The organism is Aeromicrobium sp. Sec7.5 (assembly GCF_036867135.1).
In the GTDB taxonomy this organism is placed as follows: domain Bacteria; phylum Actinomycetota; class Actinomycetes; order Propionibacteriales; family Nocardioidaceae; genus Aeromicrobium.
This window is the reverse complement of the sequence record NZ_JBAJIJ010000001.1, coordinates 506,308-531,735: the sequence shown is the minus strand read 5'-3', so window position 1 is coordinate 531,735 and position 25,428 is coordinate 506,308. Positions and strand designations below refer to the sequence as shown.

The window sequence follows — 25,428 nt, the reverse complement described above, 5'->3', positions numbered from 1 at the left end:
TCGGCGGCACCGGCACGTCCTGTCGCTGAATGGTCACTTGCTCGCGCTCGCTCATGCCGGGTCTTCGACCGAGTTCTCGATGAACCAGGCGTCGTCGATCCGCACGAGGCGCGGCTCGATCGTCTCGATGACCCGCTCCGCCGAGGCGGCGACGACGTCGGTGGCCCGCAGGCCCACGAGGTCGCGGCACACCGCGATGGTGGGTGGCATCATCGCGACACCACCGCTCGCCGCGGCCGCGTCCAGCGCAGCCTGCGGCGTGAGCCACGCGGCCCGGTCGGCCTCGCCGGGGAGCGACCCGACCCGCTGCCCCTCCGGCACGGCCGCGACGAAGAATCGCGTGTCGAACCGGCGCGGCTCGAAGGACGGGGTGATCCAGTGCGCCCAGGCACCCAGCAGGTCGCTGCGCAGGACCCACCCGTGCTCGCCCAGCACGTCGGCCAGGCTGCGCCGGGCCGCGTCGAGGTCGAGACGCACCTGGGTGATCTCGTCACCGTCGAGATCGGTCGCGGTCGAGTGCTCGTCGGGGCCGGCGAGCAGGATGCCCGACTCCTCGAACGTCTCGCGCACGGCCGCGACGACCAGTCCGCGGGCGATCTCGGGCGTGCAGCGGAGGCGGTCCGCCCAGGCGTCGGGGGACGGGCCGGTCCAGCCGATGGGCTCGTCGTCGCCGGCCTGCAGCGAGCCGCCCGGGAATACCGACATGCCCGCGGCGAAGGCCATCGTGGGCTGGCGCCGCAGGAGGTAGGTCTCGGTGCCGTGCCCGGTGTCGCGCAGCAGCGCGACGGTGGAGGCGTCGCGCGGAACCGTGGCGGGCCGGCTCTCGTCCGGCTCCCAGCCGGCGGGCAGTGCCGTCCTCATCGGGCCGTCCTCATCGGAGCGTCCTCATGGCCGCACGGCGACCTGGAGCTCGACCTCGACCGGCGAGCCGAGGGGCAGCTCGGCGACACCGACCGCACTGCGGGCGTGCCGTCCGGCGGAGCCGAACGCGGCAGCGAAGAGATCGCTCGCCCCGTTCGCCACGGCGGGCTGCGCGGTGAAGCCCGGCGCGCTCGCGACGAAGACCCCGACCTTCACGACCTGCACGACGTCGTCGAGGTCGACGACGCTCGCGACGGCGGCGATCGCGTTCAGCGCGGCGGTGCGAGCGAGCTCGTGGGCCTGCCCCGGCTCGATCTCGGCGCCGACCTTGCCGGTCGCGACGAGCGCGCCGTCGACGAACGGCAGCTGACCGGACGTGAAGACGAATCCTCCGTGGGCCAGGGCCGGCACGTAGGAGGCGACAGGCTTGGCCACCGGCGGAACGCTCAGTCCCAGCGCGGCGAGACGATCGGCGACCGCCGACACGTCAGGCCGCCGGCCGCTTGAAGTACGCGACGAGGTTCTCGGGGTTGAGGCCCGGCACGATCTGCACGAGCTCCCAGCCGTCGCGGCCGAAGTTGTCGAGGATCGCCTTGGTGTTGTGCACGAGCACGGGGGCGGTGAGGTACTCCCACTGAGTCATGGCCCGACTGTAACGGGGCGTGCCGCTCGTTCCTCAGGGCATCACCGGTTCGTCCCTCACCGGCGCCGGGCTCCGCCCAGACGCCTGCCTCGCCCGGGGGCGGTGGGTCCACCACCGAGTACCGGGGGCCACGGGGTGGACGGTGGATCTACCACCGTATGAGCGCTCGTACGGTGGTAGATCCACCGCCCCGTCCGGTGCAGAGGCGCTTTCGGTGGTGCATCCACCGCCCACCCACCACGACCAGCGGTCAGCTGGCTTCGGGCCGCAGCCTGCCGCTTCTGGCCCGTGGCGCTCTTGTTATTCGGCTCAGCCGGCGTCGACCACGGCCTGAAGCAGCGCCTCGGCGAGCGCGAGCTCACCCGCGGCGTCGAGGTCCTCGCCCGGGGACAGGTTCACGGTGTAGAGCACGCCGTCGGACAGGGCGGCACCCGCGGTCTGGCTGAACCCCGAGACCTCGCCGGTCACGATGCGAGCCTGCTCGCCCACGTCCGGTGAGGACTCGTCCTCGAGCGTGATGGCGGCGGCCAGACCGTCGAAGTACACCTCGGCACCGCCGCCGAGCTCGGACTCGAGCTGGGCGCCCAGGGTGAACGACGTGGCCCGCGGGTCCTCCTGGCCGTACTCACAGAGGTCGAACGGCCCCTCCTCCGCCGTGACGGCGAACCCGGCGACGTCGCTCGCGGCGTCGGCCGGCAGCAGCTCACAGATGTTCGGCGCCTCTTCAGGCGCGTCCGCGCCGTCGTCACCGGAGTCGGAGGAGGTGCTCGTGTCGGACCCTCCCGTCTCGCCGGAGTCGTCGTCACCGCACGCGGCGAGCAGGGCGAAGGGGACGAGCAGGGCGGAGACGACACGAAGACGACGCACGGGAGCTCCCGGGGTGAGGACGAGTGGTTCGGCCAACCTAGGCAAGCCGGACGCGTCGCACGACGGGGGTTTTCCCTCAGAACGAGAGCGGGAGCACGTCGATTCGCCGCGCGGATCTGCCGGCGCTCGCTAGGCTTCGACCGTGTCGTCCACCGCGCTCCACGTCGTCACCGGCAAGGGCGGCACGGGCAAGACCACCGTCGCCGTGGCCCTCGCGCTCGCGCTCGCCGGCCGCGGCCAGCGCGTGCTGGTGTGCGAGGTCGAGGGCCGTCAGGGCATCGCCCAGCTGCTCGACGTGGCGCCGCTGCCGTACGAGGAGCGCAGGGTCGCCTCCGGCCTCGGTGGCGGCGAGGTCTTCGCCCTCGCGATCGACGCCGAGTCCGCCCTGCTGGAGTACCTCGAGATGTTCTACCGGCTGGGTCGGGCCGGCAAGGCGCTCGACAAGTTCGGCGTCATCGACTTCGCCACGACGATCGCTCCGGGCGTCCGCGACGTCCTGCTCACCGGCAAGGTCTACGAGATCGCCCGTCGCCGCGGTGAGAAGCGCGACACCGGACCGCAGTACGACGCGATCGTGATCGACGCGCCGCCGACGGGTCGCATCCGCCAGTTCCTCAACGTCAGCACCGAGGTCGCCGGGCTCGCCAAGGTCGGGCCCATCCGACGTCAGGCCGACTCGATCACGGCGATGATGCGGTCCGATGCGACCCGGGTGCACCTGGTCACCGTGCTCGAGGAGATGCCCGTGCAGGAGACGCTCGACGGCATCGCCGACCTCGCCGCGGCCGACCTGCCCGTGGGCCACGTGGTCGTCAATCTCGTGCGGGGCGCCCTGCTCTCCGACACCACCTCGGCCGCCGTCACCGGCGACACCCTCCGCACCAAGGCCGTGGCCAAGGTCCTCACCGGCGCCGGTCTCGACGGGTCCGCGGCCACCGCGCTCCTCGACGAGGGTCGCGGCCACCTCGAGCGCCAGGCGCTGCAGCAGAGCCAGCGCGCCCTGCTGGAGGACTCGCCCGCCACCACCACCGAGCTCCCGCTCCTCGACGACGTCGGCATCGGTGGCCTGATGGAGCTCGCCGAGCTCCTGCGTGACGGAGGGGTCGCATGAGCGAGCGCGACCGAGCGAACCGACAGGACCGCCTCATGCCGCGACCGGCTGTGTTCACGCTCGTCCAGGCGGTTGCGGCATGAGCCCCCGCACCTCGAGGACCGCGCCCGACGCCCGACGGCCGCGGTCGCAGCCCCGGGTCGTGGCCTCCCGTGACGCGGCCGGTCAGCTCGACGTCGACGCCCTCATCGCCGACCGGTCGATCCACATCATCGTCTGCTGCGGCTCGGGCGGCGTCGGCAAGACCACGACCTCGGCGGCGCTCGCGATGCGCGCTGCCGACGCCGGCCGCAAGGTCTGCGTGCTGACGATCGACCCGGCGCGCCGCCTCGCCCAGTCCATGGGGCTCAGCGAGCTCGACAACACCCCCCGCACGGTCGACGGTGCCGGCGCGAACGGCGGCTCGCTCGACGCCATGATGCTCGACATGAAGCGCACCTTCGACGAGGTCGTGGAGGCGCACGCGAGCCCCGAGAAGGCCGACCAGATCCTGACGAACCCCTTCTACCAGGCGCTCTCCAGCTCCTTCGCCGGCACGCAGGAGTACATGGCGATGGAGAAGCTCGGTCAGCTCCACGCCCAGGGTGACTGGGACCTGATCATCGTCGACACCCCGCCGTCCCGGTCGGCCCTGGACTTCCTCGACGCCCCGGAGCGCCTGTCGTCGATGCTCGACGGCCGCTTCATCAAGCTCCTGCTGGCCCCCGCGAAGGGCCCCGCACGCCTACTGAGCGCCGGCTTCGGGCTCGTGACCGGGGCGATCAACAAGGTGCTGGGCGCCCAGGTCCTGAGCGACGTGCAGACCTTCGTGGCCGCCTTCGACACCCTGTTCGGTGGCTTCCGGCAGCGGGCCGAATCGACCTACGCCCTGCTCCAGGCGCCCGGCACCGCGTTCCTGGTGGTGGCCGCGCCGGAGCCCGCGGCGATGCGCGAGGCCTCGTACTTCGTCGAACGGCTCGCCGGCGACGCCATGCCACTGGCCGGCCTGGTGGTCAACCGGGTCCACGACGACGTCTCGACCGCGATCGGCCTCGACGATGCCCGAGCGCTGGCACGCCGCCTCCGGGGAGGCAGCGGTGTCGACGCCCAGACCGCCGAGCTGCTCGACGTCCACGCCGAACGCCTTGCCACGGCGGCACGCGAGCAGCGTGAGCGTGACGGCTTCGCGCGCTCACACCCGGGCGTGCCCCAGATCCCGGTCACGGCCCTCTCCACCGACGTGCACGACCTCGAAGGCCTGCGACGGATCGGCGAGCTGCTCGGCCGGTGACCCGTGTGCGTGGCTCAGCCCGTGGGCTGGAGCACGCGACGCCACTGCGTCACGTTGGGGCGCCGACGCAGCAGTGCCCGACGCTCGCGCTCGGTCATGCCGCCCCACACACCCCACTCGATGCGGTTGTCGAGGGCCTCGGCGAGGCACTCGGCAGTGACGGGGCATCCGCCGCACATCGTCTTGGCGCGATTCTGCTCGGCGCCCTTGACGAAGAGCTCGTCCGTGCGCCCGCGGCAGGCCGCCTGGCCGGCCCAGCTGTTCTCAAACATCATGTCGAACCTCCCGAGATGGTCCCGACCCGAACGGGACCAAGGTGTCTGAGACGACCGTATGAAAAACCTGAGGACCTCCGGCAGGGCCGGATGAGGCGTTTCCCGTAGTCCTTTCGAACCAGATCTGGTCAAAACCCCCACATCGAGCCCCGGAAAGGGTCATCCGAGGCGGCCGCGGCCGCTCGGTCGACCGGTTCCGTGGGGCGAGGTCCCGTATCCTCGGAACATGGACCTCGGCACTGCCGCGACCCGTCTGCGCCGCCGCGTGCGCGACGAGCCGCGCCCCCCCTCGCCCCGCGCGGCTGTGCTCGCCGTGCTCCGCCTGGCGGCGATCGGTGGTCTGCTCGTGGCCGCCATCGTGGCCCCCGCTGCCGCACTCGGCACCTACACGCTCACGCGGGCCGCCGACGACATCATGGACCTGCCGCTCACGCTGCCGGAGTCCACCAACCCGCAGACGAGCCGTCTCCTGGCCTCCGACGGCCAGCTGATCGCGTACTTCTTCGACGAGAACCGCCAGGACGTCCCGCTCGACCAGATCGCGCCCGTCATGCGCGACGCGATCCTGGCGATCGAGGACAAGCGCTTCTACGAGCACGGCGCCCTCGACGTCGAGGGCACGCTCCGCGCCTTCGTCACCAACTCCGCCACCGGCACGACCCAGGGCGGTTCCACGATCACCCAGCAGCTCGTCAAGATGACGCTCCTGCAGCAGGCGCGCACCGATGAGCAGAAGAAGGCCGCGACCGAGCAGACCGTCTCCCGCAAGGTCCGCGAGCTCCGGCTCGCGGTCGACATGGAGCAGGAGTACTCCAAGGACGAGATCCTCGAGCAGTACCTGAACATCGCGTACTTCGGCGACGGCGCCTACGGCATCTACGCCGCCTCCACGCACTTCTTCTCTGTCACGCCCGACCAGCTCACGGCCCAGCAGGCCTCCATGCTCGCCGGGCTGGTCAAGAACCCGGTCGACTTCGACCCGAACATCTACCCCGAGAAGGCGCTCCAGCGTCGCAACACGGTGCTGGCCGTCATGGGCGAGCAGGGCAAGCTCGCCTCGGGCGAGGCGGAAGAGCTGCAGGCCACCGACCTCGGGCTGAACGTCACCGAGTTCCCCAACGGCTGCGTGTCGTCGGCGGCCTCGTTCTCGTGCGCCTACATCCAGAACTACCTCCTCGACGAGCCGTTGCTCGGCGACACCGAGGAGGAGCGCCGTGAGCGGTTGGAGCGCGGCGGCCTGACGATCAAGTCCAACATCGACCTCAACATGCAGGCCGCGGCCAACGCGGCGGTCGCCAACCGCATCGATCCCACCGACAGCGAGATCGGCGCCCTCGCCATGGTCGAGCCCGGCAGCGGCAAGGTGCGGAGCATCGCGCAGTCACGACCGATGGGGCGCGACAAGGCCGCCGGCCAGTCCTACGTCAACTACGCGGTGCCCAAGGAGTACGGCAACTCCAACGGCTTCCAGGGCGGCTCGACGTTCAAGTTCTTCACGGTGGCGGCCGCGCTGAACGAGGGCCTCCCGGTCAGCACGGGCTTCAACTCGCCCGCCCAGATCACGATCCCGCGTGGCACCTACTTCGACTGCCAGGGCCGTGGCACCGACCCGTACCCGGTCAAGAACTCCACCTCCTCGGGCTTCATGAACATGTACACCGGCCTGCGGCTCTCGGTGAACACCTACTTCGCCCAGCTGGAGGCCAAGGTGGGGCTCTGCGAGACCGTCACGATGGCCCGGTCGATGGGCATCCAGGTCCCTGAGAACCAGGAGGTGCCGTCCTTCACGCTCGGCGTCACCGACACCAACGTCCTGCAGATGGCCTCCGCCTACGCGACCGCCGCCTCCGGCGGCCTCTACTGCACCCCGCAGCCGGTCTCGGAGATCGTGGGTCTGGACGGCGAGGTCATCAAGGCCTACGAGCCCGAGTGCACGCGGATCCTCTCCGAGGAGGTCTCGGCGCAGATCAACGACATCACCCGCGGCCTGCAGGAGCCCGGTGGGTTCGGCTTCTCCAAGGGCACCGGCCTCCGGATCCCGTCGGCCGCCAAGACCGGCACCACGCAGGACGCCAAGGCCGTCTGGTACGTCGGCTACACCCCGGAGCTGGCCACGGCCGCGATGGTCGCCGGCGCCGACGCCGACGGCATCCCGATCCCGCTGCGCGGCGGCAACGCGGCCGGCAGCTCGGTGGCGGGCCCGATGTGGGCCGACGCGATGAAGGTCATCCAGGACTACCTGACCCCGGTCGAGTTCGCCCCGCCGCCGCAGCGGCGTCCGTCGACGCCCCCGCGCCCGTCGAGGTCGTCGACCCCAGCGCCCGCCGCTGACGAACCGGCTGCCGCGGACCCCGCCGCGCCGCCGGCTCCCTGACCGACCTGGTCGAGGTCAGGCGCCGAGCTGGCGCTTGACCTCGGCGGCGACGACGCCTCCGTCGGCGCGTCCCTTGACCTGCGGCTGCACCAAGCCCATGACCCGGCCCATGGCCTTGAGGCCCTGGCCCGCGGCTCCGGTCTGCTCGATCGCGGCCGTGACGATCGCCGTGATCTCCTCCTGGCCCAGCGCCTCCGGCAGGTAGACGGCGAGGATCGCCGCCTCCTCGCGCTCCTTCTGGGCCATCTCGGGCCGCCCGCCCTCCTCGAAGGCCGCGGCAGACTCGCGCCGCTTCTTGGCCTCCTTGGTGAGGATCTCGAGGACCTCCTCGTCGCTCAGCTCGCGGGCCTCGGTGCCGGCGACCTCGGCGGTGCTGATCGCCCCGAGGGCGAGGCGGATGGTCGAGACGGTGAGGGCCTCACGAGCCTTGAGGGCGGTCGTGAGATCGGCACGCAGACGTTCCTTGAGAGCGGACATGCCGCCATTGTCGCGCACCCTCGGCACGCCGGTCGGTCCGCGCCGCGTGTGCGAGGCTGGAGGCATGCGAGCCCGTGACGCCCTGCTGGCCTCGACCGCTCTCGGCCTCGGGGCCGTCGCCTGGGGCGCCGTCGTCGAGGTCCATGCCTTCGCGCTGCGCCAGTTCACCGTCCCGGTGCTCGCGCCGGGATCCCGGCCGCTGCGCGTGCTTCACCTCTCCGACGCGCACATGCTGCCGTCCCACGGTCGCAAGCAGGCGTGGCTGAGGAGCCTCACGGCCCTCGAGCCGGACCTCGTCGTCAACACCGGTGACAACCTCTCGCACGCCGACGCCCTGCCTGCGGTGCTGAACGCGTACGAGCCCCTGCTCGACGTGCCCGGGGTGTTCGTGTTCGGCTCGAACGACTACTTCTCCCCGGTCCGGAAGAATCCGCTGCGGTACCTGTACGGGGGGTCCGGGGTCGCCGCCGGCGGCGACTGGAACCGCGAGCGCGACCTGCCGTTCGAACAGATGCGGGCGGCCTTCACGAGCCGTGGCTGGGTCGACCTGTCGAATCGTCACGACGAGGTCACGATCGACGGCCGCCGGTTGTCGTTCGTCGGCGTCGACGACCCGCACCTGGAGTACGACGAGCTCGACGAGGTGCCGGCCGACCGGTCGAGCGACCTCGCGATCGGGGTCGCCCACGCGCCGTACCTGCGGGTGCTCGACCGCTGGAACAGCCTCGGCTATCCGCTGATCCTCGCCGGGCACACGCATGGAGGCCAGCTCTGCGTCCCGTTCTACGGCGCGCTGTCGACGAACTGCGATCTCGACACCAAGCGGGCCAAGGGCCTGCACACCCACCGCGTCACCGGTCACGAGCCCTCGTGGCTGCACGTCTCAGCGGGCCTCGGGACGAACCGGACCGTGCCGGTCCGGTTCGCGTGCCGACCCGAGGCGACACTGCTCACCTTGACTGGGTAGACTCTTCCGGGTCGCTCACGAGCGGCGGCCGGGGTGTGGCGCAGCTTGGTAGCGCGCGTCGTTCGGGACGACGAGGCCGCAGGTTCAAATCCTGTCACCCCGACACTGTGATCTCTCAAGAGATCGGAGACAGCCGGACCTGCATTGGCGGGTTCGGCTGTCGTCATTTCTGGGGCTGGTAGTCGCGTTCTGTGTTGATTTCCAGTTCGCGGAGGAGTTCGCCGGTGGCGGCGTCGACGACTCGGACGTGGAGGTCGTGGATGAGCAGGATGACGTGGGTTCGGGCGTGGGTTCGGCCGATGCCGATGTGGTGAAGACGGCCGGCGATGCGCAGGGTGACGACGCCGCTGGTGTCGATGCGGTCGTGTCGGATCCGGTCGTGGGTCTCGTCGTCGCGGCTGCCTGACGGCAGGGCCTTGGGCAGCGCGTCATAGCGGCTGGCGGGGGTGGCTTGGTGCGGCAGCGAGCGGTGCGGCCGCTGGTGGTTGTAGTGCTCAGCGAACTCGTCCAGCAGCGTTTGCAGCTCCGCCAAGGTGCCCGGCTGAGCCGGCTGGGCTTGGAGCCACTTCTTCATCGCCTGCTGGAACCGTTCGACCTTGCCCTGGGTGGTCGGGTGGTCCGGACGGCCGTTCTTCTGGATGACGTGGAAGCGGCGGAGGTCGTTCTCGAGGGCGTTGCGACCGGGACGACTCGCGAAGCGGGTGGTGGGGGCACCTCCCTGCACGAAGTGCTTGGGGGAAAGACCATGCCGTTGTCAGTGAGCGTCGAGGCCGGGATTCCAGCGGTTCTGACGGCCTCACGAAAAGAGTCTCGGACGATGATCGCGGTGACGGCTCGGTGGGCGGTGACACGGATGGCGTAACGGGTGCAGTCGTCGAGCCAGGTCAGGATTTCGACGTCGACGCCCGTCCTGAGGCGGTAGTGGGTGGGGGCACCTCCCTGCACGAAGTGCTTGGGGGAAAGTCGGACTGCCAGGTCTCGTTCGGCATGGATGCTTCGAAACGGTGCAGCGCCGTTTTCGGCTTCTTCTTCGGTTCGGGTGTGACCAAGCCGTGTCGGGCCAGGAGTCGGTGGATCGTCGCGCGGGGCAGCGGGGTCTGGTGATGGTGTTCCAGGTGCCAGCCGATGGTGTCGGCGCCGGCGTCCAGGCCGGCCGTCGTCAACTCGCGGCGGAGCTGGAGCACCAATGCGACCGTCGCGGCCGGGGTCGCGTTCGGGGACGTCTTGGGCCGTCGGGAGCGTGGTTCGAACGCGGCCTCACCCTCGTCGCGGTAGCGGGCCATCAGGCGCGAGACCCAGGCCTGCGACAGTCCGTAGGTGCGGGCGGCCTCGGCCTGAGTCAGTCCCTGGACGGTGATCGCGGTGATGACGAGCTTGGCTTTCGACACCCCCAGCAGCGTGGCCGGGAGTGTTGCCTATGTCTTGAGACATGCCTTGCCGATGTCCTGAACCAGCACACTGTCACCCCGACACACAGCAAGGGCTCACCGACGAAGTCGGGGGGCCCTTGTGTCGTGTGGCTGGGTCAGTCCCGGAGCCGGTCGACGTTCTCCAGGAACCACGCGTAGGTCGAGCGCATCCCGTCGTGCAGATCGATCTGGGCGGTCCAGCCCGCCTCGGCGAGTCGGGACACGTCGAGACGCTTCTGCGGGGTGCCGTCCGGCTTGTCGGTGTCCCACTCGGTGGTGCCCTCGAAGCCGGTGACGGTGGCGATGGCCGCAGCGATCTCGGCGATCGTCAGGTCACGGCCGGTGCCGACGTTGAGCTGCTGGGGCCCGTCATAGTGCTCCAGCAGGTGCAGCACGGCTGCGGCGAGGTCGTCGACGTGGAGGAACTCGCGGCGGGGCGTGCCGGTGCCCCAGTTGGTCACGCTGTCCGCCCCCGACGCGGCCGCCTCGTGGTACCGGCGCAGCAGCGCGGGCAGGACGTGGGAGCCCTGCGGACTGAAGTTGTCGTGCGGGCCGTAGAGGTTCGTCGGCATCGCACTGATCCAGGGCAGTCCGTACTGACGGCGGACGGCCTGGACGTGGAGGATCCCGGCGATCTTGGCGATCGCGTACGCGTCGTTCGTGGGCTCCAGGTCACCCGTGAGCAAGGAGTCCTCGGTGATCGGCTGCGCAGCGAGCTTGGGGTAGATGCACGACGAGCCCAGGAAGATCAGCCGTTCGACACGGTGCTCGAGGGCGGCGTCCAGCACGTTGACCTGGATCTGCATGTTCTCCGACAGGAAGTCCACCGGGAACGTGCTGTTGGCCAGGATCCCGCCGACCTTCGCCGCCGCGAGTGCCACGTACGTCGGCGTGGTCTCGGCGAAGTAGGCGAAGACCGCGTCGCGGTCCGTGAGGTCGAGCTCGGCCGAGGTCTGCCCGACGACGTCGGTGAAGCCCTCGGCGGCGAGCTTGCGGACGAGCGCCGACCCGACCATGCCTCGGTGCCCGGCGACGTAGAACCGCGCCCCGCGGTCCAGGGGGCCCGGCGTGAACGCCACGCCGTCGGACGCTGCCTGGTTCATCGCACCTCGCCTCCGTGGCCGCCACGACCGGAGCCGAGTCTAGACGGCTCGGGGTGGGCATCCGCTTGGAACCCGGACCGGGCCGTCGCGACTCAGCGGACCGATAGACTCCGACCTCACAGCACCGAACCGGGGAGGCCGCGGGTGGACATCCACGACCTCGACCGCTTCCTCCTCGTCGGATCCGGCGTCCTGATCGTCGCCGTGCTCGCCGTGCGCCTGTCGGTCAGCGCCGGGCTGCCATCGCTGCTGATGTACCTCGGGCTCGGACTCCTGCTCGGCACCAGCGGGCTCGGCATCGAGTTCGACGACGCCGACCTCGCACTGTCACTCGGGTTCGCGGCGCTGATGCTCATCCTCGCCGAGGGCGGCATCACCACGAACTGGGCGCACGTGCGCCCGTCGATCGGTTTCGGGCTGCTGCTCGCGACGCTGGGCTCCGTGGTCAGCGTGACCGTGGTGGCGGTCAGCGTCCACACGTTCCTCGGTCTGGACTGGACCTTGGCCGTCCTGCTCGCGGCGGTGCTCACCCCCACGGACGCCGCCGCGGTCTTCTCCGTCCTGCGCACCGTCCCGCTCAAGCACCGTGTCAGCGGCACGCTGGAGGCCGAGTCCGGGCTCAACGACGCGCCCATCGTGGTGCTCGTCGTCGCGATCAGCACCGGCGAGCTGGCCGAGGGCGGGATCGCGGCCTTCGCGGCACTCATCGTGTACGAGGTCGTGGTGGGCGTCGGGATCGGCGTCGGGATCGGCGCGCTCGGGGGATGGCTGCTGCGCCGCGTGGCCCTGCCGGCCTCGGGCCTCTACCCGCTCGTGGTGCTGGCGTTCGCGATCCTCGCCTACGCCTCTGCCGCCGGCATCCACGCGTCCGGGTTCGCCGCGATCTACGTCGCCGCCGTGGTGCTCGGCAACACCGAGCTGCCGCACCGCACGGCCACCCGCTCGTTCGTCGAGGGGGTGGGGTGGCTCGCCCAGATCGCCCTGTTCGTCATGCTCGGGCTGCTGGCGAACCCCGGCGAGTTCTCGTGGTGGCACGTCTGGATGGGGCTGGCGGTCGGCGCGATCCTCACGTTCGTGGCCCGGCCCCTGTCGATCGCCTCGTGCGCCGTGTGGTTCGGCATCGGCTGGCGGGAGCAGGCGTTCATCGGCTGGGCCGGCCTGCGGGGAGCGGTGCCGATCATCCTGGCCACGATCCCGCTCGCGAACGACGTCCCGGGCTCCCGCGACCTGTTCAACATCGTGTTCGTGGCGGTCGTCGTCTACACGCTGGCCCAGGCCGGACCGCTGGGGGTGCTCGCCCGGTGGTGCGGCGTGCTGGGCGAGGTCCGCGAGCTCGAGGTCGAGTCGGCGCCCCTCGAGCGGGTCTCGGCCGACCTGCTGCAGGTGCGCGTGGGCCCGACCTCACGGCTGTCCGGCATCGAGGTCGGTGAGCTGCGGCTTCCGTCGGGCGCCATGGTCTCGCTGATCGTCCGCACGGAGCGCACCATCGTTCCCACCACGAGCACTCGCATCATGGCCGGCGACGAGATGCTGATCGTCAGCTCACGCCAGGTGCGCGACCAGGTCGACCGCCGTCTCAGCCAGGTCGCACGCCACGGCCGGCTCGCCGGCTGGGGCGAGTGAGGACCGCGACGACGGCCGAGGGCTACAGCGCGGCCAGCGGGACGCACACGTCGAGCGGACGCGTCGCGGCGATCTCGGTGGGCGGTTCCGGGTTCAGGTCGGTGTAGTTCGGGCCCACCACGACCGTGACGCCCTCGGGGTCGATCGGGACGTCGGGCGCCACGACCTGCGGGACGACCTGGAACTGCTGAGCCACCAGCTGCACCATGGGGTCCTCGGGGTCGTCGGTGAAGATCGCCACGTGGTCGACCGGGATCTGGCTCTCGCTGTTCTCGATGCCGCCCTCGAGGAAGCCGTACCGCTGCAGGTTGATGCTGACCCGGTTGGCCAGACCACTCCGCCCGGAGGCGTTGAGCACGTTGACCTGGACGAGGTTGGGCGTGAGCGCCTCCCCCGTCTCGACGCGACGCTCGGTGCAGGTCGGCTCGGCGACGGTGTCGGACTCGGCCGTCAGCAGGTTCCAGCCGAGGAGTCCGCCGCCGGCGAACAGTCCCACGGTCGCGACCGTGGCCAGCAGGTTCGTCGTGCGCTTCATCGACGCGCTCCCATCGTGTAGACCCGGGCATGCAGCATGTGCCGCTGCTGCAGCGCCGCGCGGACTGCGCGATGCAGTCCGTCCTCGAGGTAGAGCCGACCCTGCCAGCTCACGACGTGGGCGAAGAGGTCGCCGTAGTAGGTCGAGTCGTCGTCGAGCAGGTGGGCCAGGTCCAGCTGGCTCTTCGTGGTCGTGAGGTCGTCGAGGCGCACCTGGCTCGGCGAGATCTCGGCCCAGCGGGAGGCGGACAGCTCGTGCTCGGGGTACGGACGCCCCTCAGACACCTCCCGGAAGATCACGGCGACAGTCTAGGAGAACTCACCTCGCGAATCCGATCGGCAGCACCGCAGCGCCACGAGTCCGTGCACCGGGCGACGCACCACACGGTCTCGGGCGACCCTCGACTCCCGGCTCGACCGGAGACACGTGGCCGCCCGTCGACCGGGGTGCGTCTGATGCACAGGGCTTGAACGTAAGGTTGACCCCATGCCCCGGCCGTCGCTCTACCTGACACTCCTCCACCGCAACCTCGGCGAGGGTCTGTCCTGGGTCGAGGCGTCCGACCGGGCCCTGTCCGGCGTGGCCCACGCCTACGACCTCGTCAAGCAGGCCGTCATCGGTCCCCCGGCGCTCCGCGCCGGCGCTGCGGCCTCCATGCCGGCCCCTCCGGACGACTCGGCGGCCGCCGACGCCGGCGAGTCGGACTAGCTCCGCCTCACGCGCGCGTGGCCGAGCTGGTCGGGTCGACCAGGATCTTGGCGTGCAGCTCCGGATCGCCGAGCTGGTCGAACGCCGTCGCGACGCCGTCGAGCCCCACCGTGCCGGTGTGCAGCGGCGAGGGGTCGACCGTGCCGTCGGCCAGCCACACCAGCACCTGACGAAACTCCGCCGGGTCGTAGCAGAACGCGAACCGCAGCTCGTGCTCCTTGTTGATCGCCATGACGGGGCGGAACGTGTCGGGCTCCATGCAGACGCCGACCACGACGATCCGGCTCTGCAGCGGGGCCGCGGTGCTGATCTGCTCGATGATGCCCGGCACACCGACGCACTCGAACACGACCGGTCCGGTCGGCAGGGCGCCGAGCTTCTCAGCGACCTGGAACGCGCGCCACCACGGGACCTTGGGGAGCCGGCGCAGCTTCTCCATCGTCGACATGCCCAGCTCCATGAAGCTCGGGGCATCGGTGAGGTACCGCTTGTCGCCGGCGAAGCGGTCCCACGGCGACTCGGTCGACGGGTCGACCACGACGTCCGCACCGCACTGGCGGGCCAGCTCGCGTCGGCCGGCGGAAAAGTCGCTGGCCACGACGTTCTTCACGCCGGAGGCCTTGAGCATGAGGATCACGGCGAGGCCGATCGGCCCGCAGCCGATCACGACGGCGGTGTCCTTGCGTCCCACGCGGCCCTTCCGGACGGCGTGCCATGCGACGGCCAGCGGCTCGGTCATCGCCGCGTGGTCGACCGGCACGGAGCTGGGGACCTCCATCGTGACGGCCTCGGACACGAGGACGTGCTCGGCGTAGCCGCCGCCGGCCTTCGGGGTCAGGCCGGTCATCTGCAGGCCGTGCTCGGTCCGCACGAGGGGCAGGGAGACGACCCGCGTGCCGACCGGCCAGCGTCCGTGCGTCTTCGGGCCGTAGGCGACGACCTCGCCCACGAACTCGTGCCCCATCACGACCCGGTCCTCGGGCGTCATGAAGTCGTCGTAGCCGACCTCCTTGACGGTGTCATGGGTCAGCCGCGAGTGGTGACGGGCGTGCAGGTCCGACCCGCAGATGCCGGCGCGCAGCACCTTGACCAGCACCTGACCGCGGCCGGGCGTGAGGTCCGGCACCTCCTCGACGGTGAGCTCTTCCTGATGACAGACGACAGCGCGCATGGGCGACCTCCGGTTCGAGCGCGAGCCTAGCCGCCGGTGTGGCCGCGGTCACGCACTTCAGTACAGGAATGTATCTGACCCTGCCCGGGGCAGACTGGAGCCCATGGATCCGGCCCTGGCGCAGCTCGCGCACACCGTGCGCTTCGAGTGGGGAGCAGCAGGCGCGGCCGCCGTGGCGGACGGCGTCGACGTGGCCGTCGTCGTGGACGTGCTGCACGCGACGACCGACGTGACCCACGGGCTGGACGCCGGCGCACCGGTCTGGCCGGTCGACCCGGCGGACCCGGCCGGCCGGTTGGCGCTCGACCTCGCGGCCCGGGTCACCACGGTCGTCGCCGGCTCGCTCCACAACGCGCGGGCGGTCGCCGACTGGCTGGCGCGCGAGCACGACGAGGACGACCAGACCGTTGCGGTCATCGCGGCCGGTGCGGCGTGGCCCGACGGATCGCTGCGCCCGGCCGTCGAGGACCTCTGGGGTGCCGGCGCGATCCTCGCGGCCCTCGAGGACCACGACTGGCGCGGGCTCTCCCCCGAGGCGGCCTGGGCGGCCGACTCCTACCGCCTCGTCATCGGCCGGGAGGAGTCGCACCTCGTGGCCTGCGCCGGCGGACAGCTCTGCCTGGCGACCGGTGAGCGCGACCGGGTACATCGAGCCGCCGACGTCGATGGCTCCCGCACGGTGCCGCTGCTGGGGTCGCAAGGATTCGTCCCGGCCCCGTGAGGCAGGACGCCTGTGGGCGGGGCGATGTGGTGAAGGACCCGGAGGTTCCGGCACATGCCCTGACGGTGCGCCGCCACGGCCGCCGAGGCACGGGGTCGGCCGCGCAGCCGGTTCCCGAGAAAGGTCCGGGGTGGCGTGTCACGGTGGGAGAACCTCCCGCCGAGCCACGAAGGACACTCCATGCCCGTCACCGTGACCGACTACAGCCACGTGCGCCTGACCGTGAGCGACATCGCGGCGTCGCGCGCGTTCTACGACTCGGTCTTCGGGTTCGACGTGGCCTTCGAGCTTCCCGAGAATCCTGACGCCGAGACCCGTGAGCAGCTCGCCTTCCTGTTCGGGGGCGTCATCTACTCGTTCGCCGGCGGCCTGCTCGGGCTGCGACCCGTCGCCCCGGGCCAGGACATGTTCGACGAGGACCGCGCCGGCCTCGACCACATCAGCTTCACCGTGCCGGATCGCGCCGCGCTCGAGCAGGCGGTGGAGGTGCTGGACGGCCTCGGCGTCGCGCACGAGGACATCAAGGACATCGGCGGCATGTCGATCCTGGAGTTCCGGGACCCCGACAACATCGCCCTCGAGCTCACCGCGGGCTGACGCATGGACCATCGCGCTCGCCTGATCCTCGCTGCGACGCTGCCGCCACTCCTCATCGCGGCCGTGGGGCTCACCCATCCCCCCAGGCTCACGTTCGAGTCGGCGCACCACTGGCAGATGATGCACACCGTCCTGCTCCCCGTGTTCCCGCTGCTGGCCCTGGGTCCGTGGCTCGTCGCACGGCGCTCGAACCGCGCAGCGGGTGTCGTCGTCGGGGTCTTGGCCTTCGTCTACGCGTGCTTCTACACGAGCCTCGACGTCATCGCCGGCATCGCCGCGGGCGCCGTCAAGCACGACGGCGGTGTCGGACTCGGCACGCTCTTCCGGGTCGCCGGGGACCTCGGCGACGTCGGGAGCTACGCGTACTTCGGCGCATCAGCGATCGCCGTCGCGGTCGCCGCCCGCGAGATCGGGGTCGTGCGGGCGGCACCGGGTGCGGTGCTCGTGGCGGTCGGTGCGGTCATGTTCTGGCAGGAGCACGTCTACCGGCCGTGGGGCGTCCTCGCGATGGTCCTGCTGGCCGCCGGATGGGGATGGCTCGCGCTCCAGGACCGAACGCGCACGCGCGACGCGGTGCCATCCGCCTGAGTCGGGCCCTGCGTGGGCGAGCCACCCAGCACGGCGGCGACCACGTCCGACGTCACGCCGTCGCGACGAGCTGACGCAGGGCCGTCACGATCGCGCCCGCCTCCAACACGTCCGTGCTCCCCGCGCGCATCCGCTCGGTGACCGCATCCATGAGCCTCTCCACGGCACGCTCCGCCTCGTCGACGGCCTTCGACGACGGCGGGTCGTCCCCGGCGTCGTGGTCGCGCAACATGCCGGCGACCGCCTCCATCGCCGTCGCGGCCGGCCCGCGCAGACGGGGCCCGAGGGCGACCGTCGCGAGATCGGCGTTCTCGCGCCGCACCAGGAGCCCGGCGAGGTCGTCGACGACCAGCGAGAGCCGCTCCAGCGCGCGAGCGTGCTCGGCCTGTCGATCAGCATGGTCCTGCCACCGACGGGCCCGCCAGTTCACGCGACGCACCTGCGCCGACCGTGCCACGAGCAGGCCCATCGCGCGGGCCTGGGGCCGGATGTCGTGGTGCCGCTCGAGCCAGGCGGAGCGATTCGGGAGCTGCTCGTGACGCAGGCCGCCGGCCAGGTCGTCGAGCTGCGCGGCGAGCGCCTCCCGGACCTCCGTCAGCTCCCGGTCGCCCGGCGCGAGGGGCATCGGCGGGAAGACCGTGTTGACCAGCACGCCGACCGCGGCTCCGAGTCCGGTCAGCAGGACGTATCCGGTCACGTACTCCGCGAGCCCGCTGCTGCCGATGATGAGGACGAACAACGCCGAGACCGGCGCCCAGCTGCCCATCTCGCCCAGGCGCCACCATCCCGCGACGAGCGTCCCGAGGAACACGACGACCGCCAGCCCGGGCACCGTCGGGACCACCGCGCCCGCACCCACCGCGAGTGCGGCACCGAGCAGGATCGCTGCGACCCCTTGCACTGACGCGCGCACCGAGTCGGCGACCGTCGCCGAGACGGCGATGACAGCACCCAGGGGCGCGTAGTACGGGTACTCGTCCGCCGCGCCACCCAGAGGTTGCACCGCCAACCACGCCAGGACCGCGGCGACGGCCGCCTTCGCCGCGCGAGGGACGCGTGGGTGTCGCGCCAGGGCGTCCCGGCTCCGGGCCGCCACGTCGAGCACCACGATCAGGCCTCCAGCAGCTCGGGGTCCCGCGCGACCCGGACGCAGGCGGAGACGAGGCGCACGAGGTCCGCCTCCGGGACGAGCCCGGCCAACCGGATCGGATCGTCCGGCAGCCCAGCGGTTCGCGCCCCCTCCAGCGTCAGGTCGTCGAGGTACGGAGCGAGGTCGGCCCACACGGCCTGGACCTCACGCAGGAAGATCGATGCTCCGGCCGGACCGATGCCCGTGACCCCCTGGAGGAGCTCCGCGAGCCGCGCGTCGATCCGCGCCGAGAGCAGCAGCGCCAGCACGAGGAGACGCCAGAGGGGCGACGGCTTGTCCCGCAGCCTGATGCCCGCATCCTCGGCGAGCGTGCGGCCGTGCTCCCGGACGAGGGTGGCGGCGATGTCGCGCTGCGTCGTGCTCATGCCCGCAGCGTTCCCCATTGCGAGCCGCGCACACGTGCTCGCCGGGGTGTCTCTTCAGCCGGGCTCCTGACATCCGTCGAGAAAACTTGTTCAGGGGGCTTGTCGATGTGAACAAGTTCTGCGTACGATCAGCCTCAGTTTCGAGAGCACGGAACTTGGCCGCACCGGCCAGCGCATCGTTTGAGAGCTGGAGCCTCACATGCCGAACTTGAAGCGTCTTCCCATGCCGTTGATCGAGGTCTACGAATGGCAGCACAGCGCTGCCTGCACGGGCCTGGACTCCTCGGTGTTCTTCTCACCGTCCGCCGAGCGCGGTGCGGCCAAGCACCTGCGCGAGCAGGGCGCCAAGGCCGTGTGCGCCCGCTGCCCCGTGGTCCACGAGTGCCGCGAGCACGCGCTCTCCGTGCGCGAGCCGTACGGCGTCTGGGGAGGTCTCACCGTCGAGGAGCGCGAGCAGCTCCAGCGCGTCCCGAAGGCCGGCTGACGTGCCCACCGGCACCATCCGGTGGTTCTCCGCCGAGCGCGCCCATGGGTTCATCGAGCCCGACGGCGGCGGACCGGAGGTCTTCGCCCGGGCCGCCGACCTCAGCCCGGTGGTCCCCGAGGCGTTCAGCCCCGGTGTGCGGGTCGTCTACGACGTCGACGTGTCCACCGAGGCGCCCGAGGCGCGTCGCATCCAGGTCATCTAGCGGCGCGCGGGGACCTCACCGACATGGACGGTCTAGAGATCGCGTGGGCCCTGAGCTTCATCGCCACGGCCTGGTTCCTGCCGACCGGTGCGATCAGGATGATCGCCCACACCTCCGGCCAGGTCGACCACACCCCGGGCATGCGTCGACTGGCGGTCGCGACCCTGGCGACCGGAGTGGCGGCCGCCCTGGTGATGGCGGTGCTCACCGCGGCCATCGTCCTGCGCTAGTCGTCGTCCTGCGGCTGCGGCCGGACGCGGTCCGAGCGCAGCTGGTGGCGCTGCTCGACGACCTGGGTGGCCACGTCGAAGAGGCGCTGGTTGCCGTCCATGGAGAGGCGCCGCAAGTACTGGAAGGCGCCGTCGGCGTCGAGGTCGTACGTGGTCATCAAGATGCCCTGGGCCTGCCCGATCAGGTTGCGTGACTCCAGCGCCGCCTGCAGGCCGACGACGGCCAGGGAGCCCGCGATCGCCACGGTGGCGTGGACGGCGAGGTACTTCATGACCTCGAGGTCCTGGTCGGAGAAGTCGTCCACGTCCCGGGAGTAGGCGTTCAACGACCCGTAGGTCCGATCGACGGTCGCGAGCCGGACGCTGACGACGCTCCGGTACCCCAGGTCAGCCACCCGCGAGCCCCACCTCGGCCAGCGCGGGTCATTCTCCGCGTCGCCGGTGACGTAGCTGGACTCGGTGCCGAAGATGGCTTCCAGGCAGGGACCCTCGCCGCACTCGACCTGCAGCCGGTGGGCTCGGTCGACGTCGTCGGAGGTGCTGGACACCGGTGCGACCTTCGCCCGGGCCCGGACCATCATGATGCCCGAGTCGCGCGCGTCGACGGCCGTCCGCGCGTAGTGGGCGATCCGCTCGAACGTCTCGGCAGGCGTGAGGTGCTGCACCTCGAGCGCCATGTCGGACAGCAGGCGACGGACATCCATGATGCTCCTGGCGCGCGAGCCATGAGGTTCACAGGAGGGGCGTCCCGCACAGTGTCACACAGTCGAGCGGGCCTCCTCGCCTTCTCTCCGGCGGAGGGGACAGGTAGCCGGTCGCGGCTACCCCACCGCCGTGCCGAAGAGCCGGCCGATCGCGTAGGTCACCGCGAGCCCGGCGCCACCGCCCACGACGATCCGCGTCACCGCCAGGCGCGCGCTGCTGTGCCCGAGCCGGGCACTGACGACGCCGGCGATCGCGAGGGCGACCAGCACGACGACCACGGTCCACAGGACCCGCGTCGGCTCGGGCGCGAGCATGATCGCCGCCAGCGGCAGCAGCGCACCGAGGGTGAAGGCGATGGCCGAGGCGACTGCGGCCTGCCAGGGGCTGGTCAGGTCGTCGGGATCGATGCCCAGCTCGATGTCGGCGTGGGCCGCCAGCGGGTCGTGTGCCGTCAGCTCCTCGGCGACTCGGCGCGCCGTCTCGGGCGTCAGGCCCTTGCGCTCGTAGAGACCCGCGAGCTCGGTCAGCTCGGCCTCCGGCGACTCCTCCAGCTCCCGGGCCTCCAGGTCCAGCTGAGAGCGCTCGCTGTCGCGCTGGCTGCTGACGGAGATGTACTCGCCCAACGCCATCGACACCGCACCCGCCACGAGACCGGCGAGTCCCGCGGTGAAGATCGCTCCCCGCGAGGCGTCGGCACCGGCGACGCCCACCACGAGTCCCGCGGTCGAGACGATGCCGTCGTTGGCGCCCAGCACGCCGGCTCGGAGCCAGTTCAGGCGCGCTCCCATCGCCGGGTCGTGCGGTTCTCCGTCGTGGCCTCCAGCGGCGGTCATGGGGTCTCCTCGTGGTGGTTCTGACGGGGCATCGGTGTCAGGATCTCGCGACGTCGCTCCAGGCCGCCTCGGCACCACTGTGCCCGATACGCACGACCTGCACGGTGGTGCCGACCGCGGCGACCACGGCCAGGGCGACGAGCACGATCAGCAGGCCCTTGGGCGACGACGAGCCCGAGCGCTCGCGGCGACCGACGAGCCACAGTCCGACCGCCGCCACCGCCAGGACGGCGATGAACGGCAGGAGCTGGTCGCCGAGCTCGGCGTGCCGCTCGACCAATCGGGTCTCCTCGACACTGCGCTCGAGGTTCTCACCCGAGGACGTCGACAGCGGCACGAGGACCAGACCCACCACGGCGAGCCCAGCAGGAAGGGGCCCCGCCCAGTTCCGGAACCTCGGCCACAGCACGGCCAGGAGCACGGTGATCGCCGCCAGGGGAACGATCACGACCGTGCCGTGGACGATGAGCGGGTGGAGCGGGAGTCCGAAGACGGTTTCAGGCATGGGTGCCTCCTGGCACGGGACGCAGGCACGTCTGCTGCACGGTAGCCCCGTGCGGGACGGTTGGACGGAGGTTTCTCATGGCGACACGCTGACGTCACGAACCTGCACGCCACCTGACTGCGCCCCGTCGCACGACGCCGCCGGCGTCCGATGCCGACGGGCTCGCACGACGGTGGTGGCGGCCGGCACGAGGGAGAGCAGCGCGAGAGCGATCGCGATGAGCTCGATGTGGTGGGCGACGAACGCGAGCCCGCCGAAGAAGAAGCCCGCGACGACGATGCCGATCCCCCAGGCCAGGGCTCCGACGACGTTGTAGATCGTGAAGCGCCGGCGCGGCATCATGGCGACACCGGCGACGACGGGCGTGAAGGTGCGCACCACGGGAACGAACCGTGCCGCGATCACGGCGACCGGACCGTGCCTGAGGAAGAACTCCTCGGCCACCGCGACGTGCTCCTGGCGAAAGAGTCGGGAGTCGGGCCGGGCGAAGATCCGCGGTCCCCATCGGTGGCCGATGAGGTACCCGACCTGGTCGCCGGCCGCGGCGGCGAGGACGACGCCAGCGGCGACGGTCCACAGCGGCAGGTGCACGACGTGGGAGGCGACGAGCGCTCCGATGATGAACAGGAGCGAGTCGCCCGGCAGGAAGAACCCCACGAGCAGCCCGGTCTCGGCGAAGACGATCGCCATCACGAGCAGCAGGGCCAGGGGCCCGAGCGCCACCAGGGCCGGCGTGACGACGGCGATCACGCGGTGACCCCGCGGGTCTGACGGCGGTTCTGCACGGTGAACCAGGCCACGACCGCGATGATCACGGCCAGGAAGAGAGCGCTGGTCGCGTTCGTCCCGAGCCCGAGCCCGCCGTCCGCCGGCGCCGCGGTCAGGAAGTCACCCATCGAGGCGCCGAACGGGCGCGTCAGGATGTAGGCCGCCCAGAACGCGACGACGGCGTTGAGGCCGAGCTTGAGGTGAGCCACCAGGATCAGGGCGATGACGGCGCCGAACACCAGGGCCGACGGCACGTACCCGAAGGCGAGCTTCTCGGCGACGAGGTCGCCGGCCGAGGTGCCGAGGGCGAACGCGAGGAGGATGACGGTCCAGTAGAACGCCTCACGTCGGCGCGTGACGATCGTGTGGATCGAGAGGGTGCGTTCGCTGCGGTACCAGGCGACGAAGGCGACCACGAGGCCTGCGCCGAAGATCGCCGTCGTGGTCCAGAGACTCACGCCGAGGTTGTCGACGAGGTTGTCGGAGAACAACGTCCCGACGACGCTGACCAGCACGACGGTCAGCCAGTACACCCACGGCACGTAGCGTCGCGCCGCGAGCTGCGTGACGAGGGCGGCAGCGAGCAGCACGCTCATGATCGCGGTCGTGGCCGGCAGTCCGAGACCGAGGTTCTCGGAGAGGAAGTCGGCCGCGGTCTCACCGACGGTCGTCGAGAGGATCTTGACGACCCAGAACAGCAGGATGACCTCGGGCACCTTGGTGGCCAGGGTCTCGGTCCAGGCACCGCGGTCAGTGCGGTGGGAGCGGGGTACGTCGGCCCCGTCGCCCGCGGCGACGGCGGTCCGGTCGGGTGTGGTGTGGGTCATGCAGTCAACGTGGCCTCGGCAACCTGCCAGCCACCTGACTGCGATCAGGGGCGCGGCAGGGACAGGGTGAAGACCGTCGGATCGTGATCGCGGGTCAGGACGACGTCGCCGCCGAGGGAGCGCGCGACGCGTCGCGCGAGCGCCAGGCCGAGTCCCGCGCCGGCGCTGTCGCCGCCGCGCGCACCCGGGGCGAACACATCCGCGACGCCAGCTGCGCCCACCCCCGGTCCGTCGTCGGTGACGCTGATCTCGACGCGCCGATCGTGGGTGGTCGCGGTGATCGTGACGGACGTGGATGCGTGGGTCATGGCGTTGTCGACCACGGGTGCCAGAGCGCGGGTCGCCAGCGCCAGAGGTGCGGCCGCGTCCGGGAGGCCGACGGCGATGACGACGTGAGTGTTCACGCCCGGTCGCTCGTGCTGGTCCGCAAGGACGGCCCGGACGATCTCGAGCGGACCACAGGTCGCGCCGCGATCACCCTCGCCGCGGGCCACGTCGAGCAGCGTCGTGATCGTGGTGCTCATCCGCTCGACGAGGGCGACGACCTCCCGAAGACGTCCGGCGACGCGGTCCTCCGGAGCCATCATGAGCGCGATCTCGGCCTCGCCACGAATCGCGGTGAGCGGGGTACGGAGCTCGTGGGCGAGCTCGGCCGTCAGACGTTGCTCGCCGCGCAGGGCGCCGGCGACACGGTCGAGCAGCAGGTTGAGCGTGTCACCCAGCGCGGCGATCTCGTCACCGCCACCGGGGGAGGTGGCGAACCGTGAGTCGAGGTCGTGCTCGCTCCACTCCTCGGCGCTGATCGCCATCGACCCGACCGGGGCGAGCGCGCGGCGCACCGTCCAGGCGGCGATCGCGCTGGTCCCGACCGTGACGATCACGCCGAGAACCCCCAGACCGATCGCGACCAGGTTGCGGGTGCGTTCGTACGGCTCGAGCGACTCCGACACGACGACCACTCCGGCCGGGCCACCGGATCTCGTCGCCGGCAACGGCGCGGCCAGGTAGAGCCGCTCCCGCTGCTCGAGGCTGGTCCGCTCGGCGACGTCCGCCAACGACTCGGCCGCGTCCTGCACGTTCTGGCCGGCGTCGGGGCCCCGCACCTGCTGGCCCGAGTCGTCGAAGATCCAGACGGCCTCGTCGATCGCGTCGTCGGGGGCGGCGAGTCCCGGACCGGTGTCGCCGTCACCGTCACCCGCCCCGGACGTCGCGAGCACGAGCTCGAGTCGGTCCTCGAGCGCCGTGGTGACGCTGTCACGCGTCAGGGCCGCCAGGACCAGAAGAACCGTGCCGATCACCGCCGCCATCGCCACCGCGGTCACGAGGGCCGTGGACCGGACGATGCGGCCGCGCAGGCCGGTGCCGTGACGTCTCACTGGAGCACGAACCCGACGCCGCGCACGGTCTCCAGGTTGACGGGCGACTCGACGGCGGCGAGCTTCACGCGGAGGCGCCGCACGTAGGAGTCGATCGTGTTCTCGCTGACGAGCGTCCCGTCGGGCCAGGCCGCGACGACCGCAGCTCGGCGGCGGACGACGGTGCCCGGCTGAGCGGCCAACGTCGCCAGGAAGCGGTACTCGGTGGGGGTCAACCGCTCCTCGAGGTCGCCGTGACGCACCGAGAACCGTGCCGGGTCGAGTCGGAGACCCGTGGTCGTCTCGGGCGCTGCGCGCGCACGGCGAGTCAGGGCATCGAGTCGCACGAGCACCTCGGCGACGGCGAACGGCTTCGCGACGTAGTCGTCCCCGCCGGCGTTGAACCCTGACACCCGGTCGTGGACGGCGTCGAGCGCGGTCAGGAACAGCACCGGGGCGTGCTGGCCGGACGCACGCAGCGCCTGGCACACGTCGCGACCGTCGGCGTCGGGCAGTCCGATGTCGATCACGAGGACGTCGACGCCCGAGGAGGAACCGAGGTTGGCCACGGCCTCCTGGCCATTGCGGGCGATCACGACCTCGTGGCCGTGCAGCGTGAAGGCGTCCGTGAGCACGCGACGCACTGATGCGTCGTCCTCACAGATGCCGATGCGGGTCACGTCGCCCATCGTGCACCACGG

General features: G+C 71.2%; 33 protein-coding genes and 1 tRNA gene. 13 read left to right on the top strand and 21 right to left on the bottom strand.

Annotated elements, in window-relative coordinates:
- Nucleotides 1-51 precede the first annotated feature (51 nt).
- The 4 genes from V6S66_RS02720 to V6S66_RS02705 all read right to left on the bottom strand — a co-directional run bounded on the left by V6S66_RS02720 (nt 52) and on the right by V6S66_RS02705 (nt 2,371).
- Nucleotides 52-861: an NUDIX hydrolase gene (locus tag V6S66_RS02720; protein WP_334205226.1), complete on the bottom strand. Its 810-nt coding sequence runs from the start codon at nt 859-861 to the stop codon at nt 52-54.
- 24 nt (nt 862-885) lie between these two features.
- Nucleotides 886-1,347 (bottom strand): RidA family protein, encoded by a 462-nt coding sequence (locus V6S66_RS02715; RefSeq protein WP_334205225.1) that lies wholly within the window; start codon nt 1,345-1,347, stop codon nt 886-888.
- A 1-nt stretch (nt 1,348) separates the two neighbouring features.
- Nucleotides 1,349-1,504 carry a DUF4177 domain-containing protein gene (locus V6S66_RS02710; protein ID WP_290582353.1) on the bottom strand — a complete coding sequence of 52 codons (156 nt, stop codon included), beginning with the start codon at nt 1,502-1,504 and terminating at the stop codon, nt 1,349-1,351.
- A 309-nt stretch (nt 1,505-1,813) separates the two neighbouring features.
- The gene (locus V6S66_RS02705; RefSeq protein ID WP_334205224.1) at nt 1,814-2,371 is read right to left on the bottom strand and encodes a hypothetical protein; all 558 of its coding nucleotides are present in this window, start codon (nt 2,369-2,371) and stop codon (nt 1,814-1,816) included.
- 142 nt (nt 2,372-2,513) lie between these two features.
- Between V6S66_RS02705 and V6S66_RS02700 the strand changes: the two genes are divergently transcribed.
- Both V6S66_RS02700 and V6S66_RS02695 read left to right on the top strand, forming a co-directional pair.
- Nucleotides 2,514-3,482, top strand: a complete 969-nt coding sequence (locus V6S66_RS02700) for an ArsA-related P-loop ATPase (RefSeq protein WP_334205223.1) — start codon at nt 2,514-2,516, stop codon at nt 3,480-3,482.
- Nucleotides 3,483-3,561: 79 nt separating this feature from the next.
- A complete protein-coding gene (locus V6S66_RS02695; protein ID WP_334205222.1) occupies nt 3,562-4,752 on the top strand; it encodes an ArsA family ATPase in 1,191 nt (396 codons plus the stop codon).
- 14 nt (nt 4,753-4,766) lie between these two features.
- On the opposite strand, the gene V6S66_RS02690 is transcribed toward V6S66_RS02695, so the two are convergent.
- Complete coding sequence (locus V6S66_RS02690) at nt 4,767-5,024, bottom strand: WhiB family transcriptional regulator (protein WP_334207211.1); 258 nt, start codon at nt 5,022-5,024, stop codon at nt 4,767-4,769.
- A gap of 229 nt (nt 5,025-5,253) precedes the next feature.
- Here V6S66_RS02690 and V6S66_RS02685 point away from each other — a divergent pair, with 229 nt between their 5' ends.
- A complete protein-coding gene (locus V6S66_RS02685) occupies nt 5,254-7,401 on the top strand; it encodes a transglycosylase domain-containing protein (protein ID WP_334205221.1) in 2,148 nt (715 codons plus the stop codon).
- 15 nt (nt 7,402-7,416) lie between these two features.
- Here V6S66_RS02685 and V6S66_RS02680 read toward each other — a convergent pair whose 3' ends face one another.
- On the bottom strand, nt 7,417-7,878 hold the full coding sequence (locus tag V6S66_RS02680) for a GatB/YqeY domain-containing protein (protein WP_334205220.1): 462 nt from the start codon (nt 7,876-7,878) through the stop codon (nt 7,417-7,419).
- Between the two features lie 64 nt (nt 7,879-7,942).
- Between V6S66_RS02680 and V6S66_RS02675 the strand changes: the two genes are divergently transcribed.
- Both V6S66_RS02675 and V6S66_RS02670 read left to right on the top strand, forming a co-directional pair.
- A complete protein-coding gene (locus V6S66_RS02675; RefSeq protein WP_334205219.1) occupies nt 7,943-8,845 on the top strand; it encodes a metallophosphoesterase in 903 nt (300 codons plus the stop codon).
- A gap of 29 nt (nt 8,846-8,874) precedes the next feature.
- Nucleotides 8,875-8,948: transfer RNA gene (locus V6S66_RS02670), tRNA-Pro, on the top strand.
- A gap of 60 nt (nt 8,949-9,008) precedes the next feature.
- Here V6S66_RS02670 and V6S66_RS02665 read toward each other — a convergent pair.
- The 3 genes from V6S66_RS02665 to V6S66_RS02655 all read right to left on the bottom strand — a co-directional run bounded on the left by V6S66_RS02665 (nt 9,009) and on the right by V6S66_RS02655 (nt 11,357).
- Nucleotides 9,009-9,569 (bottom strand): integrase core domain-containing protein, encoded by a 561-nt coding sequence (locus V6S66_RS02665; RefSeq protein WP_334205218.1) that lies wholly within the window; start codon nt 9,567-9,569, stop codon nt 9,009-9,011.
- A gap of 160 nt (nt 9,570-9,729) precedes the next feature.
- On the bottom strand, nt 9,730-10,233 hold the full coding sequence (locus V6S66_RS02660) for a helix-turn-helix domain-containing protein (protein WP_334205217.1): 504 nt from the start codon (nt 10,231-10,233) through the stop codon (nt 9,730-9,732).
- Between the two features lie 137 nt (nt 10,234-10,370).
- Nucleotides 10,371-11,357: a GDP-L-fucose synthase family protein gene (locus V6S66_RS02655; RefSeq protein ID WP_334205216.1), complete on the bottom strand. Its 987-nt coding sequence runs from the start codon at nt 11,355-11,357 to the stop codon at nt 10,371-10,373.
- A 144-nt stretch (nt 11,358-11,501) separates the two neighbouring features.
- Here V6S66_RS02655 and V6S66_RS02650 point away from each other — a divergent pair, with 144 nt between their 5' ends.
- Nucleotides 11,502-12,980 carry a potassium/proton antiporter gene (locus tag V6S66_RS02650; protein WP_334205215.1) on the top strand — a complete coding sequence of 493 codons (1,479 nt, stop codon included), beginning with the start codon at nt 11,502-11,504 and terminating at the stop codon, nt 12,978-12,980.
- Between the two features lie 22 nt (nt 12,981-13,002).
- Here the strand turns inward: V6S66_RS02650 and V6S66_RS02645 are convergent, their stop codons facing one another.
- Together V6S66_RS02645 and V6S66_RS02640 are read right to left on the bottom strand one after the other, a co-directional pair.
- Entirely contained in the window at nt 13,003-13,515 is a 513-nt protein-coding gene (locus V6S66_RS02645; RefSeq protein ID WP_334205214.1) for a LytR C-terminal domain-containing protein, read from the bottom strand.
- Nucleotides 13,512-13,814: a type II toxin-antitoxin system VapB family antitoxin gene (locus V6S66_RS02640; protein WP_334205213.1), complete on the bottom strand. Its 303-nt coding sequence runs from the start codon at nt 13,812-13,814 to the stop codon at nt 13,512-13,514. The genes V6S66_RS02645 and V6S66_RS02640 overlap by 4 nt, the downstream gene beginning before the upstream one ends.
- A 187-nt stretch (nt 13,815-14,001) precedes the next feature.
- On the opposite strand from V6S66_RS02640, the gene V6S66_RS02635 reads away from it, so the two are divergent.
- Entirely contained in the window at nt 14,002-14,223 is a 222-nt protein-coding gene (locus V6S66_RS02635; protein ID WP_334205212.1) for a hypothetical protein, read from the top strand.
- A 7-nt stretch (nt 14,224-14,230) separates the two neighbouring features.
- Here the strand turns inward: V6S66_RS02635 and V6S66_RS02630 are convergent, their stop codons facing one another.
- Entirely contained in the window at nt 14,231-15,394 is a 1,164-nt protein-coding gene (locus V6S66_RS02630) for a zinc-binding dehydrogenase (protein WP_334205211.1), read from the bottom strand.
- Between the two features lie 103 nt (nt 15,395-15,497).
- Between V6S66_RS02630 and V6S66_RS02625 the strand changes: the two genes are divergently transcribed.
- The 3 genes from V6S66_RS02625 (at nt 15,498) to V6S66_RS02615 (ending at nt 17,300) form a co-directional block, all read left to right on the top strand.
- The gene (locus tag V6S66_RS02625) at nt 15,498-16,115 is read left to right on the top strand and encodes a 2-phosphosulfolactate phosphatase (protein WP_334205210.1); all 618 of its coding nucleotides are present in this window, start codon (nt 15,498-15,500) and stop codon (nt 16,113-16,115) included.
- Nucleotides 16,116-16,295: 180 nt separating this feature from the next.
- On the top strand, nt 16,296-16,712 hold the full coding sequence (locus V6S66_RS02620; protein ID WP_334205209.1) for a VOC family protein: 417 nt from the start codon (nt 16,296-16,298) through the stop codon (nt 16,710-16,712).
- A gap of 3 nt (nt 16,713-16,715) precedes the next feature.
- Nucleotides 16,716-17,300: a hypothetical protein gene (locus V6S66_RS02615; protein WP_334205208.1), complete on the top strand. Its 585-nt coding sequence runs from the start codon at nt 16,716-16,718 to the stop codon at nt 17,298-17,300.
- A 52-nt stretch (nt 17,301-17,352) separates the two neighbouring features.
- Here the strand turns inward: V6S66_RS02615 and V6S66_RS02610 are convergent, their stop codons facing one another.
- Together V6S66_RS02610 and V6S66_RS02605 are read right to left on the bottom strand one after the other, a co-directional pair.
- Nucleotides 17,353-18,396: an FUSC family protein gene (locus V6S66_RS02610; RefSeq protein WP_334205207.1), complete on the bottom strand. Its 1,044-nt coding sequence runs from the start codon at nt 18,394-18,396 to the stop codon at nt 17,353-17,355.
- Nucleotides 18,397-18,410: 14 nt separating this feature from the next.
- Nucleotides 18,411-18,815: a hypothetical protein gene (locus tag V6S66_RS02605; protein ID WP_334205206.1), complete on the bottom strand. Its 405-nt coding sequence runs from the start codon at nt 18,813-18,815 to the stop codon at nt 18,411-18,413.
- A gap of 223 nt (nt 18,816-19,038) precedes the next feature.
- On the opposite strand from V6S66_RS02605, the gene V6S66_RS02600 reads away from it, so the two are divergent.
- The 3 genes from V6S66_RS02600 to V6S66_RS02590 are packed head-to-tail and all read left to right on the top strand — an operon-like array spanning nt 19,039 to nt 19,734.
- Complete coding sequence (locus tag V6S66_RS02600; RefSeq protein ID WP_442885882.1) at nt 19,039-19,299, top strand: WhiB family transcriptional regulator; 261 nt, start codon at nt 19,039-19,041, stop codon at nt 19,297-19,299.
- A 1-nt stretch (nt 19,300) separates the two neighbouring features.
- Nucleotides 19,301-19,504, top strand: coding sequence for a cold-shock protein (locus V6S66_RS02595; protein WP_334205204.1), 204 nt, complete (start codon nt 19,301-19,303; stop codon nt 19,502-19,504).
- A gap of 23 nt (nt 19,505-19,527) precedes the next feature.
- Complete coding sequence (locus V6S66_RS02590; protein WP_334205203.1) at nt 19,528-19,734, top strand: hypothetical protein; 207 nt, start codon at nt 19,528-19,530, stop codon at nt 19,732-19,734.
- Here V6S66_RS02590 and V6S66_RS02585 read toward each other — a convergent pair.
- From V6S66_RS02585 to V6S66_RS02555, 7 genes are all read right to left on the bottom strand, one after another.
- Nucleotides 19,731-20,438 (bottom strand): GAF and ANTAR domain-containing protein, encoded by a 708-nt coding sequence (locus V6S66_RS02585; protein WP_334205202.1) that lies wholly within the window; start codon nt 20,436-20,438, stop codon nt 19,731-19,733. The two genes, V6S66_RS02590 and V6S66_RS02585, sit on opposite strands and share 4 nt — an antisense overlap.
- Before the next feature lie 117 nt (nt 20,439-20,555).
- Complete coding sequence (locus V6S66_RS02580) at nt 20,556-21,272, bottom strand: VIT1/CCC1 transporter family protein (RefSeq protein ID WP_334205201.1); 717 nt, start codon at nt 21,270-21,272, stop codon at nt 20,556-20,558.
- Nucleotides 21,273-21,309: 37 nt separating this feature from the next.
- Entirely contained in the window at nt 21,310-21,777 is a 468-nt protein-coding gene (locus V6S66_RS02575; protein ID WP_334205200.1) for a DUF2231 domain-containing protein, read from the bottom strand.
- Between the two features lie 75 nt (nt 21,778-21,852).
- The gene (locus V6S66_RS02570; RefSeq protein ID WP_334205199.1) at nt 21,853-22,527 is read right to left on the bottom strand and encodes a VTT domain-containing protein; all 675 of its coding nucleotides are present in this window, start codon (nt 22,525-22,527) and stop codon (nt 21,853-21,855) included.
- Nucleotides 22,524-23,372, bottom strand: a complete 849-nt coding sequence (locus V6S66_RS02565; RefSeq protein WP_334205198.1) for a COG4705 family protein — start codon at nt 23,370-23,372, stop codon at nt 22,524-22,526. The genes V6S66_RS02570 and V6S66_RS02565 overlap by 4 nt, the downstream gene beginning before the upstream one ends.
- Before the next feature lie 44 nt (nt 23,373-23,416).
- Nucleotides 23,417-24,748, bottom strand: a complete 1,332-nt coding sequence (locus tag V6S66_RS02560; protein WP_334205197.1) for a sensor histidine kinase — start codon at nt 24,746-24,748, stop codon at nt 23,417-23,419.
- The gene (locus tag V6S66_RS02555; protein WP_334205196.1) at nt 24,745-25,416 is read right to left on the bottom strand and encodes a response regulator transcription factor; all 672 of its coding nucleotides are present in this window, start codon (nt 25,414-25,416) and stop codon (nt 24,745-24,747) included. Before V6S66_RS02555 ends, V6S66_RS02560 begins: the two co-directional genes overlap by 4 nt.
- Nucleotides 25,417-25,428: the final 12 nt, after the last annotated feature.

Bases quoted from the DNA above. Each gene is read 5' to 3' on its own strand.
- V6S66_RS02720 (WP_334205226.1), bottom strand. From the start codon at position 861: ATGAGGACGGCACTGCCCGCCGGCTGGGAGCCGGACGAGAGCCGGCCC.
- V6S66_RS02710 (WP_290582353.1), bottom strand. From the start codon at position 1,504: ATGACTCAGTGGGAGTACCTCACCGCCCCCGTGCTCGTGCACAACACC.
- V6S66_RS02695 (WP_334205222.1), top strand. From the start codon at position 3,562: ATGAGCCCCCGCACCTCGAGGACCGCGCCCGACGCCCGACGGCCGCGG.
- V6S66_RS02690 (WP_334207211.1), bottom strand. From the start codon at position 5,024: ATGTTTGAGAACAGCTGGGCCGGCCAGGCGGCCTGCCGCGGGCGCACG.
- V6S66_RS02685 (WP_334205221.1), top strand. From the start codon at position 5,254: ATGGACCTCGGCACTGCCGCGACCCGTCTGCGCCGCCGCGTGCGCGAC.
- V6S66_RS02680 (WP_334205220.1), bottom strand. From the start codon at position 7,878: ATGTCCGCTCTCAAGGAACGTCTGCGTGCCGATCTCACGACCGCCCTC.
- V6S66_RS02675 (WP_334205219.1), top strand. From the start codon at position 7,943: ATGCGAGCCCGTGACGCCCTGCTGGCCTCGACCGCTCTCGGCCTCGGG.
- V6S66_RS02655 (WP_334205216.1), bottom strand. From the start codon at position 11,357: ATGAACCAGGCAGCGTCCGACGGCGTGGCGTTCACGCCGGGCCCCCTG.
- V6S66_RS02645 (WP_334205214.1), bottom strand. From the start codon at position 13,515: ATGAAGCGCACGACGAACCTGCTGGCCACGGTCGCGACCGTGGGACTG.
- V6S66_RS02635 (WP_334205212.1), top strand. From the start codon at position 14,002: ATGCCCCGGCCGTCGCTCTACCTGACACTCCTCCACCGCAACCTCGGC.
- V6S66_RS02630 (WP_334205211.1), bottom strand. From the start codon at position 15,394: ATGCGCGCTGTCGTCTGTCATCAGGAAGAGCTCACCGTCGAGGAGGTG.
- V6S66_RS02625 (WP_334205210.1), top strand. From the start codon at position 15,498: ATGGATCCGGCCCTGGCGCAGCTCGCGCACACCGTGCGCTTCGAGTGG.
- V6S66_RS02620 (WP_334205209.1), top strand. From the start codon at position 16,296: ATGCCCGTCACCGTGACCGACTACAGCCACGTGCGCCTGACCGTGAGC.
- V6S66_RS02615 (WP_334205208.1), top strand. From the start codon at position 16,716: ATGGACCATCGCGCTCGCCTGATCCTCGCTGCGACGCTGCCGCCACTC.
- V6S66_RS02605 (WP_334205206.1), bottom strand. From the start codon at position 18,815: ATGAGCACGACGCAGCGCGACATCGCCGCCACCCTCGTCCGGGAGCAC.
- V6S66_RS02600 (WP_442885882.1), top strand. From the start codon at position 19,039: ATGCCGTTGATCGAGGTCTACGAATGGCAGCACAGCGCTGCCTGCACG.
- V6S66_RS02590 (WP_334205203.1), top strand. From the start codon at position 19,528: ATGGACGGTCTAGAGATCGCGTGGGCCCTGAGCTTCATCGCCACGGCC.
- V6S66_RS02585 (WP_334205202.1), bottom strand. From the start codon at position 20,438: ATGGATGTCCGTCGCCTGCTGTCCGACATGGCGCTCGAGGTGCAGCAC.
- V6S66_RS02580 (WP_334205201.1), bottom strand. From the start codon at position 21,272: ATGACCGCCGCTGGAGGCCACGACGGAGAACCGCACGACCCGGCGATG.
- V6S66_RS02575 (WP_334205200.1), bottom strand. From the start codon at position 21,777: ATGCCTGAAACCGTCTTCGGACTCCCGCTCCACCCGCTCATCGTCCAC.
- V6S66_RS02565 (WP_334205198.1), bottom strand. From the start codon at position 23,372: ATGACCCACACCACACCCGACCGGACCGCCGTCGCCGCGGGCGACGGG.
- V6S66_RS02555 (WP_334205196.1), bottom strand. From the start codon at position 25,416: ATGGGCGACGTGACCCGCATCGGCATCTGTGAGGACGACGCATCAGTG.